Annotated in this window: 12 protein-coding genes and 1 pseudogene; 6 read left to right on the top strand and 7 right to left on the bottom strand. The window is 38.1% G+C overall.

Annotated features, from left to right (window positions below; genetic code table 11):
* Window position 1 precedes the first annotated feature (1 nt).
* Genes mraY through CVPH_RS01620 form a run of 3 tightly spaced genes read left to right on the top strand, consistent with a single transcriptional unit; the run spans window position 2 to window position 3,104 of the window.
* Window positions 2–1,087 carry a phospho-N-acetylmuramoyl-pentapeptide-transferase gene (gene mraY / locus CVPH_RS01630; RefSeq protein ID WP_201341801.1) on the top strand — a complete coding sequence of 362 codons (1,086 nt, stop codon included), beginning with the start codon at window positions 2–4 and terminating at the stop codon, window positions 1,085–1,087.
* Between the two features lie 2 nt (window positions 1,088–1,089).
* Window positions 1,090–1,536 (top strand): deoxycytidylate deaminase, encoded by a 447-nt coding sequence (locus tag CVPH_RS01625; RefSeq protein WP_201341800.1) that lies wholly within the window; start codon window positions 1,090–1,092, stop codon window positions 1,534–1,536.
* Window positions 1,536–3,104 (top strand): peptide chain release factor 3, encoded by a 1,569-nt coding sequence (locus CVPH_RS01620; protein ID WP_201341799.1) that lies wholly within the window; start codon window positions 1,536–1,538, stop codon window positions 3,102–3,104. Before CVPH_RS01625 ends, CVPH_RS01620 begins: the two co-directional genes overlap by 1 nt.
* A 149-nt stretch (window positions 3,105–3,253) precedes the next feature.
* Here CVPH_RS01620 and CVPH_RS09945 read toward each other — a convergent pair whose 3' ends face one another.
* The 7 genes from CVPH_RS09945 to parC form a co-directional block, all read right to left on the bottom strand.
* Window positions 3,254–3,550, bottom strand: coding sequence for a hypothetical protein (locus tag CVPH_RS09945; RefSeq protein ID WP_225879754.1), 297 nt, complete (start codon window positions 3,548–3,550; stop codon window positions 3,254–3,256).
* Entirely contained in the window at window positions 3,531–3,674 is a 144-nt protein-coding gene (locus CVPH_RS09940; RefSeq protein WP_225879753.1) for a hypothetical protein, read from the bottom strand. The genes CVPH_RS09945 and CVPH_RS09940 overlap by 20 nt, the downstream gene beginning before the upstream one ends.
* A 123-nt stretch (window positions 3,675–3,797) precedes the next feature.
* Window positions 3,798–6,380 (bottom strand): DNA gyrase subunit A, encoded by a 2,583-nt coding sequence (gene gyrA, locus CVPH_RS01610; RefSeq protein WP_201341798.1) that lies wholly within the window; start codon window positions 6,378–6,380, stop codon window positions 3,798–3,800.
* Window positions 6,381–6,510: 130 nt separating this feature from the next.
* Window positions 6,511–7,578 (bottom strand): 3-deoxy-7-phosphoheptulonate synthase, encoded by a 1,068-nt coding sequence (locus CVPH_RS01605; RefSeq protein ID WP_201341797.1) that lies wholly within the window; start codon window positions 7,576–7,578, stop codon window positions 6,511–6,513.
* Window positions 7,572–8,366 carry a GTP cyclohydrolase FolE2 gene (gene folE2, locus CVPH_RS01600; RefSeq protein WP_201341796.1) on the bottom strand — a complete coding sequence of 265 codons (795 nt, stop codon included), beginning with the start codon at window positions 8,364–8,366 and terminating at the stop codon, window positions 7,572–7,574. The genes CVPH_RS01605 and folE2 overlap by 7 nt, the downstream gene beginning before the upstream one ends.
* Window positions 8,363–8,740, bottom strand: a complete 378-nt coding sequence (gene queD, locus CVPH_RS01595; RefSeq protein WP_201341795.1) for a 6-carboxytetrahydropterin synthase QueD — start codon at window positions 8,738–8,740, stop codon at window positions 8,363–8,365. Before queD ends, folE2 begins: the two co-directional genes overlap by 4 nt.
* A gap of 101 nt (window positions 8,741–8,841) precedes the next feature.
* Window positions 8,842–11,079, bottom strand: a complete 2,238-nt coding sequence (gene parC / locus CVPH_RS01590; RefSeq protein WP_201341794.1) for a DNA topoisomerase IV subunit A — start codon at window positions 11,077–11,079, stop codon at window positions 8,842–8,844.
* A gap of 203 nt (window positions 11,080–11,282) precedes the next feature.
* Between parC and CVPH_RS11085 the strand changes: the two genes are divergently transcribed.
* The 3 genes and pseudogenes from CVPH_RS11085 to dctP all read left to right on the top strand — a co-directional run bounded on the left by CVPH_RS11085 (window position 11,283) and on the right by dctP (window position 12,193).
* Entirely contained in the window at window positions 11,283–11,567 is a 285-nt protein-coding gene (locus CVPH_RS11085; protein WP_425353123.1) for a type 2 periplasmic-binding domain-containing protein, read from the top strand.
* Window positions 11,536–11,781: a type 2 periplasmic-binding domain-containing protein gene (locus tag CVPH_RS11080; protein WP_425353122.1), complete on the top strand. Its 246-nt coding sequence runs from the start codon at window positions 11,536–11,538 to the stop codon at window positions 11,779–11,781. The genes CVPH_RS11085 and CVPH_RS11080 overlap by 32 nt, the downstream gene beginning before the upstream one ends.
* Window positions 11,771–12,193, top strand: a pseudogene (dctP, locus tag CVPH_RS11075) (TRAP transporter substrate-binding protein DctP). Before CVPH_RS11080 ends, dctP begins: the two are co-directional and overlap by 11 nt.
* Window positions 12,194–12,220 lie beyond the last annotated feature (27 nt).

The following is a 12,220-nucleotide window of genomic DNA, read 5'->3' as shown; positions in this document are numbered from 1 at the left end:
TATGTTTTTGGAATTAATCAACTTTCTTGCTCAGTTTGACGCTGGATTTAGCGTCTTAAACTACTTAACTGTCCGGGCTGTACTGGCCATGCTAAGCGCCTTGTTTATCAGCCTTATGCTAGGACGTGTTTTTATTAATCAACTGCAACAATACCAAATTGGCCAAGTCATCAGAACTGACGGCCCTGAATCACATCTAATCAAAGTAGGCACACCAACCATGGGTGGTATACTGATTTTATTTGCATTTATGGTTAGTGTTTTAATTTGGGGCGATTGGTCTAATACCTATCTATGGATTGTTATTGTCACTTCTATTATATTTGGCGCTATTGGTTTTACGGATGATTATCTCAAAATCAAACATAAATCATCAAATGGTTTAAGTTCTTCAATAAAACTTCTAACTCAATCATTGGGTGCTATTGTGATTAGCACTTGGATTGTGCTGATCTCTCAAGATTCTATTCAAACACAGTTACTTATCCCATTTTTTAAAGATGCAATGCTGCCATTAGGCATTGCCGGTTTTTTACTATTATCATATTTTGTCATTGTTGGGAGTTCTAATGCGGTTAATTTAACTGACGGTTTAGACGGCCTTGCCATTATGCCAGTCATACTTATATCGAGTGCGTTGGCTATTTTTGCTTATCTTAGTGGTCACTATAATTTTTCAAGTTACCTTAATATGCCCTTCATGCCAGGCACTGGCGAATTGTTTGTTATTTGTACGGCGCTTATTGGAGCCGGATTAGGGTTTTTATGGTTTAACACCTATCCTGCTGAAATTTTTATGGGCGATGTGGGTTCATTGTCTTTAGGTGCTATTTTGGCAGTCATTGCTATTTTAATTCGCCAAGAAATTTTATTATTTATTATGGGTGGTGTGTTTGTGGCTGAAACCTTATCTGTGATTATTCAAGTGGGCTATTATAAGCGATATAAAAAACGTATTTTCCTAATGGCGCCTCTTCACCACCACTTTGAAAAAAAAGGCATGTCTGAGCCAAAAATTATCGTGCGCTTTTGGATGGTGACTTTAATCTTAGTGCTGGCTAGTTTGGCATCTATTAAAATACGCTAATTATGAACATATTAGACAAATGGGATGAGCGCTACTTATCACTAGCAAAAGAGGTTTCTACTTGGTCAAAAGACCCTTCTACACAAGTGGGTGCCATTACCGTAGGTCGCAAAAAAGAGGTTTTATCCCAAGGATTTAATGGCTTCCCAAGAGGGATTCATGATACTGATGAGCGTTATAACCATCGGGAAACCAAATATCAATTTGTGGTCCATGCAGAAATGAACGCCATTTATAATGCCACTTATTCTGGCACCTCTCTTGATGGTGCAACTTTGTATGTTTACGGACTGCCTATTTGCTCAGAATGTGCCAAAGGTATTATTCAAGTTGGCATTAAAAGAGTGGTTATAGAAAAATCAAAAGAACTAGACAATTGGAACCAAAGCGTTGAACTCTCACAAGAAATGTTTATTGAGGCTGGCGTTGAATTGGTGATTAAAGACTAATGAACAAGATACCCAAACGCCGCACTTTTGCGATTATTTCTCACCCTGATGCCGGCAAAACCACAGTCACCGAAAAATTGCTATTGTATGCAGGTGCAATTAAAACAGCGGGTAGTGTTAAGGCACGAAAAGCCAACACACATGCGACATCTGATTGGATGGAAATGGAAAAAGAAAGAGGAATTTCTATCACTTCATCCATCATGCAGTTTGAATATGACAATCATGTGATTAATTTATTAGACACACCAGGGCATGAGGATTTTTCTGAAGATACCTATCGCACTCTCACGGCAGTGGATTCAGCACTTATGGTTATTGACGTTGCTAAAGGCGTAGAAATACGGACTGTTAAGCTTATGGAGGTGTGTCGTTTGCGTGACACGCCAATTTTAACTTTTATTAATAAACTGGACCGCGAAGGCAAAGAGCCAATTGATTTACTAGATGAAGTAGAAACCATGCTTAATATTGAATGCGCGCCCATTACTTGGCCAATTGGCATGGGTAAACGTTTCAAAGGCGTTGTCCATCTGCTTGAAGATAAAGTTTATTTATATGAAACTGGCAAGAATTCTGAAATTGGTGAACACATTATTATTGACGGCGTTAATAACTCTCAGCTTGATGAAATTTTAGGCAAAGATGTCACTCTTAAAATGCGTGAAGAAGTGGAGCTTATTCGCGAAACAACCACACCATTTAGTTTAGATGAGTTTCTAGCTGGCAAACAAACCCCAGTATTTTTTGGCTCGGCCATTTCAAACTTTGGTATTCAAAATCTGCTTGATGGCTTTATCCAGTACGCACCCACACCAAAAAACCGCGAATCAGACACACGAGAAGTCAAGCCTGATGAAGACAAACTGACTGGCTTTGTTTTCAAGATTCAAGCTAATATGGACCCAAAACACCATGACCGTCTTGCTTTTATGCGTATCGTTAGCGGGCAATATAAAAAAGGCATGAAAGTCCTACAAGTATCAACCAACAAACAAATTAAAATCAGTAACGCAGTGACTTTTATGTCGCGTGAACGTACCTCAACAGAGGTGGCTTATGCTGGCGATGTGATTGGCATTCATAACCATGGTGGCATTAGTATTGGCGATACCTTTACTCAAGGCGAAAAACTCACTTTTCAGGGCATTCCAAACTTTGCACCAGAGCTTTTCCGTCGCGCCCAACTTAAAGATCCACTCAAAGCTAAAGCCTTACAAAAAGGCTTAAACCAACTTTCAGAAGAAGGTGCAACCCAAGTATTTCGTCCAATTATCAACTCATCGCAAATTTTAGGTGCTGTCGGTGTTTTACAATTTGATGTGGTGGTGCACCGCTTAAAATATGAATACGGCGTTGATTGTCAATTTGAAACCATTAACATCGCAACAGCGCGCTGGGTGACAGGTAGTGACAAAGATATCGAACAACTTAAAATCAAAGCAGGTAATAATGTTGCAATTGATGCAAAGGGCATGCTTACTTATCTTGCACCATCTAGTGTTAACTTGCAATTAACCATAGAGCGCCACCCTAACTTGGTTTTTTCAACAACCCGAGAGCATTAATCAAAAAAAATTCATTTGAACGATATAAGGCTTTCACCACGCCATTTACCCTTAAATTCTCTTGCCCAGCATCCTTTTCAAAGTACTGTCTTTTATCCCATAAAGTGATGCTTAATAGCACCCTGATAAATGTAGAAAAATAGCGATAATCATAGCCCAAACAGCATTGGCGCATGAGTGCTACTCATAAAACCAGCAAGAGCGACATTATGCGCAATTGCTTTTTTAGCCACTGGATCAAAATTAGCGGCAACAAATTCCAAACCAAACATCGAAACTCCATAACCGCCTGCACCCGACATAATGAATCCTGAAATTGGCATAATAACCGTTGCAATAATTAACACCCAGTGTACAATTTTTGATAAATTATATTCAATCTTTGTATAATTAGCCGCAGGCTGCAACCAGTTTATTAACAAAACGTCAATAAACTCTAATGACAATTACGGCAAAAATCAAAACACCGATTGACTTATGAATAGGATAAAGTGCAAACACTTCATTCTCGCCCATATAAACACCTATTACTGCCAAAGCAATGATTACTAAACCAACTACCCAACGCAACAGTACTGTTAAAACCAGATAATTCTTGTTTCGTATCTTTATTCATTATATTTACCCCAATCATTCAAAAAAAACTTAAATTTGCCTTAAGTGGATTTCTTTTGTTAACAAAAGAAGCCTTATCTACTCTCCTGTATTATTTTCATTTTCAGACTCTTCATCTCTTGTTTCAGCAATTTTTGCAACAGAGACTAATTTTTCATTTTTAACGATATTAATCAAAGTTACGCCTTGAGTGTTACGGCCAATGATAGAAACATCAACTGCTCTAGCGCGAACCAAAGTGCCTTTGTTAGAAATTAACATCATCTCATCTTCATCAGTTACCTGAATAGCGCCAACAACTTTGCCATTTCTATCTGAAGTTTTAATGGAAATAACACCTGAGCCGCCTCGTGCTTGAGTGCGATACTCATCAAGCTGCGTACGCTTGCCAAAGCCTTTTTCAGTTGCTGTCAGAACTGGACTGTCTTGATTGGCAACAATAAGAGATACCACTTTATCAGCATCTGCTAATTTAATGCCACGTACACCAATGGCTGTACGCCCTACGACACGCACATCTGATTCTTTAAATCGAATGGATTTACCATTGGCTGAGAATAGCATAATATCATGCTCACCTGAGGTGATTTCTACACCAACAAGTTGGTCGTTATCTCTTAATTCGATGGCAATAATACCGCCTTTGCGTGGTTTTGAGAAGTTAGTGAGCGCTGTTTTTTTACACGTACCACTACTGGTTACCATAAAGACAAAATGATTTTCATCAAATTCTGATACTGGCAAAATAGCGTTAATGACTTCTTCTTTTTCTAGTGGTAATAAGTTAACAATCGGCTTACCACACGCTATGCGTGATGCCATTGGCAACTCATAAACCTGGAGCCAGTGCACTCTTCCTAAGGAAGAGAAGCACAAAACTGTATCGTGAGAATTAGCAATAAATAATTGATCAACAAAATCTTCATCTTTTACTTTAGTGGCTGCTTTGCCTTTACCGCCACGGCGCTGTGCTTGGTAATCACTTAAAGATTGTGCTTTCACATACCCGCCATGAGACAAGGTGACCACACGCTCTTCTTGAACAATTAAATCCTCAAGGGTTAAATCAATTTTGTGTTCTAAAATTTGCGTCATACGAGCATTAGCATAGTTACTTTGAATGTCTATTAACTCTTCACGGATAACCTGCATAAGCCTTTCAGGGGTTTGTAAAATATCTAGTAGATATTTAATGCGCTCTAATAGTTCATTAAATTCATCAAAAATCTTGTCTTTTTCAAGCCCTGTTAAGCGATGAAGTTTTAAATCTAAAATGGCTTGCGCTTGTTTTTGTGATAATTGATAATTGCCATTCATTTGTAAGCCTAACTCTTTTGACAAATCTTCTGGCTTGAACATCACCATGTCACGATCGCCAATCAGCTCTTTAATCACTGAGCCTTGCCAAGTTTTAGCCATTAATGCTTCTTTTGCATCTGCTGGGTTTGAAGCAGATTTAATCAGCTCAATAATGTCATCAATGTTATATAGTGCAACTGATAAACCTTCTAATAAGTGTGCACGATTTCTGGCTTTGTTTAAATCAAAAATAGAGCGGCGTGTTACCACATCACGTCTATGAGCGATGAACGCCTCTAGGATACCTTTTAGTGTCATTAACTTTGGCATGCCCTTGTCAATCGCCACCATATTAATACCGAATACGGTTTGCATTTCAGTCAGCTTATACAAATTATTAAGCATCACTTCTGGCACTTCGCCACGACGCAATTCAATTACCATGCGCATACCATCTTTATCAGACTCATCACGAAGTCCAGTGATGCCATCAATGCGCTTATCTTTAACAAGTTCTGCAATTTTACCAATTAGCTTGGCCTTATTAACTTGATAAGGCAGCTCGGTCACAACAATACTTTGTTTGTCTTCGCCTTCAGTATGGGATACTGAGCGCAAGTAAATTTTGCCTTTGCCAGTCTCATAGGCCTGGCGAATGCCACTTGCACCATTAATAATACCTGCCGTTGGAAAATCTGGGCCTGGCATGATTTCCAACAATTCATCAATAGTAATATCTTCATTGTCAATGGTTTTCAAACAAGCCTCAATCACTTCACCTAAATTGTGAGGTGGAATATTGGTTGCCATACCTACTGCAATTCCTGATGAGCCATTGGCCAAAAGATTAGGTACACGTGTTGGTAGTACTGAAGGTTCTGATTCTGAGCCGTCGTAATTTTCAATAAAATCAACAGTGTCTTTTTCTAAATCTCGCAACAACTCATGCGAAAGTTTGGCCATGCGAATTTCTGTATAACGCATAGCAGCAGCTGAATCACCATCAACCGAGCCAAAGTTACCCTGACCATCAATTAAAATATTACGCATTGAAAATGGTTGTGCCATGCGCACAATGGTGTCATACACGGCTGTATCGCCATGCGGATGGTATTTACCAATCACATCACCAACAATACGGGCTGATTTTTTATAAGATTTATTGTAATCATTACCCAAGACCTCCATGGCGTAAAGTACGCGACGATGCACGGGCTTAAGCCCGTCTCGAACATCAGGCAATGCACGTCCAACAATAACACTCATTGCGTATTCCAAGTAGGAATTACGCATCTCGTCTTCAATGGTAACTATCGGGATATTTGGCTCGAAATGGGTGGAATTTTCAGTATGCTCAGACATGATAAAAAGACTTGATTTGAATTGCCTTTTATTTTACCTAATTTGAGTGCAAGTATTGATTTTATTTCAAGCTAAAACCTTGCTTTTTTGATAAATCTTTTATTAGAAAGTAAGGTCTTTTAGTTTAAAACTATGTATTTCTTGCTTGCGCTGATAATGCTAGTGTTTTGAGCAGATTTTCAGTATCTTGCCAGCCAAGACAACCGTCGGTAATACTAATACCGTACTCTAATGATTTTAATTCATCTACTGCTTGAGCGCCTTCATTGATATTGGACTCAATCATCACCCCAAAAATTTTATCTGAGCCTAAACTCACTTGTTTGGCAATTTCATCACCCACTAGCAACTGGTTTTTAAAATTTTTCTCACTATTAGCGTGGGAAAAATCAACCATAACTCTACCTAATAAACCATCTTTTATTAATTGCTTAACCGCATTGTCAACGTTTTCTTTACTATAGTTGGGTCCATCAGCAGCGCCACGAAGGATAATATGGCAATTTGGATTGCCTGTTGTGGTGTAACGATTTGCCACGCCTTTTTTACTAATCGACCAAAACATATGTGAATTTGAAGCCGATACAATCGCATCAATGGCAATTTGGATGTTGCCGTTTGTGCCATTTTTAAAACCCACTGGACAAGACAAGCCAGACGCCAATTCTCGGTGAGTTTGACTTTCGGTTGTTCGTGCGCCAATTGCCCCCCATGAAATCAAATCAGAGATGTATTGTGGGGTGATTAAATCAAGATATTCTGTGGCACTTGGCATGCCCATTTTTGACAAATCTAGTAACAAACTACGAGCCAAATCAAAACCTTTTTCCATGTCAAAACTGTTGTCTAAATCAGGATCATAAATAAGCCCTTTCCAGCCAATTGTGGTGCGTGGTTTTTCAAAATAAACACGCATAACAATAAATAAATCTTGCTCTAATTCTTGCTTTATTTTTAACAATCGTTGCGCATAATCTCTAGCAGCTTTTGGATCATGAATGGAGCAAGGCCCAACCACAACCAATAAACGCTTATCCTTGCCAGAGATGATATCGGCAATGGCTTTTCTTGAGTGGATAATAAAATCAGACTGTGTCTTTTTGACTGGGTATTTTTTAATAAAGCCTATTGGCGGGGTAATGGATTCTGCCTTGGTGATGCGAATGTTACTAATTTTATTTAAGATTTTTTTTAGCATTTTTGATTTTCAATAAGTGCATAAGCTGAATGATTATGAATCGATTCAAAATTTTCAGACTCAAGACGGTAATAACTAATTTTATCATCCGCATTTAAATCGACTGCAATATCACGCACTAAGTCCTCAACAAATGCAGGGTTATCATACGCTCTTTCAGTCACCACTTTTTCATCATCGCGTTTAAGAATGGCATAAAGTTCACACGAAGCTTTGCGTTCGGCTAAATCAATCAAATCTTCAATGTGTAAAGTTTTTCCTTTAGCTACCTTGGCTTTAATAGTAATATGCGAGCGTTGATTATGCGCCCCATATTTAGAAATACTTTTTGAACAAGGACATAGACTGGTCACAGGAACCACGACTTTCATCATCACTTGTGCCTCACCTTTATTTAATGTGCCATATAAAGTCACTTGATAATCCATGATTGATTCAACACCTGAAGATGGGGCTTTTTTCTTTCTAAAGAAAGGAAAATTAAGCGTAATATGTGCAGTGTCTGATTTAAGTCTTTCTCTTACTTTGTTAATAATTCTATCAAAATTGTGTGCACTAAACTCACAAGGACCTTCGTTTAAAATCTCAATAAAGCGTGACATGTGCGTGCCTTTAACATGCTCTGGCAAGGATACTGTCATGGTAAAAATGCCTATTGTAGGCATTTTATTGCCATCACAATCAATATAAGTAATAGGATGGGTGATATCTTTAATGCCTACTTTATCAATGATAATTTGACGAGTATCTACACTATTTTGCGTGTCAGGTAAATGAGTTGCACTCATAGGTCTCCTTGGGAATAAGTTACAGATGCTCTAGGTGTTTCCCAAATAGTCACTTTCTTGACCTTAACATCATTAGTATTAATTAGCTGGCCCACTTCATCAAAAAAATACTTGGCAATATTTTCTGCGGTAGGATTAAGTTTATCAAAAGGTGCTATTTCATTCAAATATTGATGATCTAGACGCTTTACAACAACCTTGGTTTGTTTTTTAATTTCTCGAAAATCAATAGCAATACCATTGCTATTTAATTTTCTAGCAGCAACCATCATTTCCACTTGCCAGTTATGCCCATGCAGACGTGAACAATCACCTGGATATTCCCTGAGTGAATGAGCCGATGCGAAATCGGTAACAATTTTTAGGACGAACATTTTCGGAAAAATTGGTAAAATTATTAATTATACCTATGACCTGCTAAAAATTACACCCTGAATTAATGGGTAGATTATTGGCTTGTCTCAAATATTTTGATTTAATCAATTGCCTCAATGAAAGAAACATTTTGATAGCCTTTAGGCAAAAGGTTACCACGACGCGCTCTGGCACTTATGTAATTGCTTAAATCTTGGAACTTGATGGTTAAATGACGCTTGCCTGCAATGACTTTTAAATGTTGAGTTTCTAGCAAAATACAAACACTCATTACAAACTCTTGTCTAGTCTTAACATCTTTGGTGGGAATTTGAATAAGCTTGTTACCTTTACCTTTGGATAATATTGGCAATTCAGATATTGGAAATACCAATAAACGCCCACGATTTGTTGCCAATGCAATAAACTGATTATCCAAATCATCTACATTAATAATTTTCATCACTTGTGCACCTTTAGGCAACGAAAGAGATGCTTTTCCTGCTTGTCTTGAAGATAGCAAATCACCAATAGTGGCAATAAAACCATACCCTGCATCAGAAGCCAATAGGATATTTTGACTCGTCTTACCCATCACTACATCGACAAATCGTGCCTCTGAAGGCGGACTTAGTTTGCCTGTTAATGGCTCGCCCTGCCCTCGCGCACTGAGCAATGAATTAGCCAGTAGTGAATATGACCTACCTGTTGAATCAATAAAAATTACAGGTTTGTTGCTTTTGCCTTTGACGCTGATTAAATAACCATCGCCTGCTTTATAATTAAGTGTTGTTGGGTCAATATCATGACCTTTAGCACTGCGCACCCAGCCTTTATCGCTAAGCACGACGGTGACATTTTCAGCAGGTGCCAAATCATCCTCACTAAAGGCTTGAGCAGTATTTACATTGCTTTTAATGTTAGATCTACGCTCATCACCAAAATCTTTGATAATCGCTTTTAGCTCTTTTTTAATCAAGGTTTTAAGGCGCAAGTCACTTGAAAGTAACAACTCTAATTTTTCTTTCTCTAATGCTAATTCTTGTTGTTCGGCTTGAATTTTAACTTCTTCTAATTTTACAAGATGGCGCAATTTTAGCTCTAAAATTGCTTCTGCTTGAATATCACTCAATTTAAAATGATCAATCAATACTGGCTTAGGCTTATCGTGCTCACGAATAATGGCAATCACTTTATCAATGTTTAAAAAAGCAACGAGCAAGCCTTCTAAAATATACAAACGCGCAAGAATTTTATCAAGGCAATAGCTTAAACGATTAGTCACAACTTGCATTCTATAGCTTAACCATTCTTTAAGCATCGGAATGAGTGGCAAAACGCTTGGCTTACCGTTCAAACCAATCACATTCATATTAACACGGTAGCTTTTTTCAAGCTCAGTTGTGGCAAATAAGTGTAGCATTAATGCATCTACATCAACTCGATTAGAACGTGGAACAATAACAATACGCGTTGGGTTTTCATGGTCCGACTCATCTCGAATATCATCCACCAAAGGTAGTTTTTTTGCGCGCATTTGCGCTGCAATTTGGGTGATTACCTTGGCACCAGAAGTTTGGAAAGGCAGTGCCTCAATCACAATATTACCTTTTTCTTTCTGATAAATAGCACGCATCTTCACCGACCCATGACCTGTTTCATAAATTTGTCTAAGGTCTGCAGGTGAGGATACAATATCAGCATCAGTGGGATAGTCAGGTGCTCGAATAATTCGCATGATGCTGTCTAAATCCATAGATGGCTTGTCCAATAGCGCAATACAAACGCTCACCACTTCGGTCAAATTATGCGGTGGCACATCAGTTGCCATGCCCACAGCAATACCCGAGGTACCGTTTAGTAATAAGTTAGGTACTTGTGCAGGCAGATTTTTAGGCTCTTGAAGTGAGCTGTCAAAATTATCTACCCAATTAACCGTACCTTGATTAATTTCGCTAAGCAATAAATCTGCATAACGAGAAAGTTTACTTTCGGTATAACGCATCGCTGCAAATGATTTAGGATCATCTGGCGCACCCCAGTTTCCTTGCCCGTCAATAAATGGATAACGATAAGAAAATGGCTGTGCCATCAGCACCATCGCCTCATAGCAAGCACTATCACCATGTGGATGGAATTTACCAAGCACATCGCCCACCGTACGGGCTGATTTTTTAAACTTTGCTGTAGATTTCAAACCAAGTTCACTCATCGCATAAACAATACGCCTTTGTACTGGCTTTAGACCATCACCAACAAAAGGCAATGCGCGATCAAGAATAACATACATTGAATAATCAAGATAAGCACGCTCACTAAACTCGGCAACACTTTGTTGTTCAAGACTAATCTGATTCATTTAATAACGCTAAGGATGACTAAAATTAGACTGTATTTTAATTCAACTCTTAATAGTAAAAAGATAAAATTAAAGGTGGTTTTTACGGCATCTGGATAAGTGCTTATATAGTGCACTACTATCAGTAATATCAAAGACGATTGACACCTGGTTATTTTAAGACTGTTATGCTCATTAATCTATACACTTGAAGAGAGTAAAAGATGAATAAAAATATCAAATTAGTAACGCCAATCATACTTACAATTGGACTTACAATGTCATCCATAGTCTTGGTCAAAGAAATTGTGATTAAATTTTCTCACGTTACCACCGAAGCCGCTTCTAAAGGCAAAGGCGCGATGCTTTTTAAAAAAATGGTGCATGAACGTTTAAATGGCAAAATGCGCATTGAAGTCTATCCCAGTTCACAATTATATGACGATAAAGCTGTGCTTAAAGCACTACTACTAAACGATGTGCAGTTGGGCAGCGCCCCCACTGTCTAAATTTAGCAAAAATACCAAAAAATGGGCACTGTTTGATTTGCCCTTCCTGTTTAAAAATACACAAACATTAAATTGCTTTACAGATTCAAAAAAAGGGCAAGAATTATTAAATGCTATCGATAGAAAAGGACTTAAAGGCTTGGGTTATTGGCTTAACGGTATGAAACAAATTTCTGCCAACCATCCATTGATTACGCCTAAATATGAGCTCTGATGTACTCAAAGTACAGTTTGAAACCGTTGATGCAAACCCACAAAAAATATCTTTTTCTGAAGCTTACAATGCTTTGGTAACAGGCGTTATTGATGGTCAAGAAAACACCTAGTCAAATATTCGATCAAAAAAATTCTTTGAAGTGCAAAAAGATACAACTATATCCGACCATGGCGTTTTAGAATACGCCTTAATAACCAATAAACGTTTTTGGAGTTCTTTGCCTGACGATATCCGTCTTGAGCTAGAAAAAATCATCAAAGAAGTGGCGGCTAAAGTCACCCAATTTGCACTTGACGCTGCAATAAAAGACATGAAAACTATTGCAGATTCTGGCAAAACCAATATTCACATTCTAACCCCTGAACAAAAAACAACGATGGGTTGTGGCAATGAAACCAGTTTGGACTAAATTTGAAAACCAAGTTGGTAAAGATAA

The sequence above is a fragment of the Abyssogena phaseoliformis symbiont OG214 genome (assembly GCF_016592595.1).
Taxonomy (GTDB): Bacteria; Pseudomonadota; Gammaproteobacteria; order PS1; family Pseudothioglobaceae; genus Ruthia.
This window is presented reverse-complemented; position numbering and strand designations above follow the sequence as displayed.

What these genes read in the sequence shown, in the direction of transcription:
- folE2 (WP_201341796.1), bottom strand. Translation starts at nt 8,366, where the DNA reads ATGAGTGCAACTCATTTACCTGACACGCAAAATAGTGTAGATACTCGT.
- CVPH_RS01625 (WP_201341800.1), top strand. Translation starts at nt 1,090, where the DNA reads ATGAACATATTAGACAAATGGGATGAGCGCTACTTATCACTAGCAAAA.
- CVPH_RS01620 (WP_201341799.1), top strand. Translation starts at nt 1,536, where the DNA reads ATGAACAAGATACCCAAACGCCGCACTTTTGCGATTATTTCTCACCCT.
- CVPH_RS11085 (WP_425353123.1), top strand. Translation starts at nt 11,283, where the DNA reads ATGAATAAAAATATCAAATTAGTAACGCCAATCATACTTACAATTGGA.
- CVPH_RS11080 (WP_425353122.1), top strand. Translation starts at nt 11,536, where the DNA reads ATGTGCAGTTGGGCAGCGCCCCCACTGTCTAAATTTAGCAAAAATACC.
- mraY (WP_201341801.1), top strand. Translation starts at nt 2, where the DNA reads ATGTTTTTGGAATTAATCAACTTTCTTGCTCAGTTTGACGCTGGATTT.
- parC (WP_201341794.1), bottom strand. Translation starts at nt 11,079, where the DNA reads ATGAATCAGATTAGTCTTGAACAACAAAGTGTTGCCGAGTTTAGTGAG.
- gyrA (WP_201341798.1), bottom strand. Translation starts at nt 6,380, where the DNA reads ATGTCTGAGCATACTGAAAATTCCACCCATTTCGAGCCAAATATCCCG.
- CVPH_RS01605 (WP_201341797.1), bottom strand. Translation starts at nt 7,578, where the DNA reads ATGCTAAAAAAAATCTTAAATAAAATTAGTAACATTCGCATCACCAAG.
- queD (WP_201341795.1), bottom strand. Translation starts at nt 8,740, where the DNA reads ATGTTCGTCCTAAAAATTGTTACCGATTTCGCATCGGCTCATTCACTC.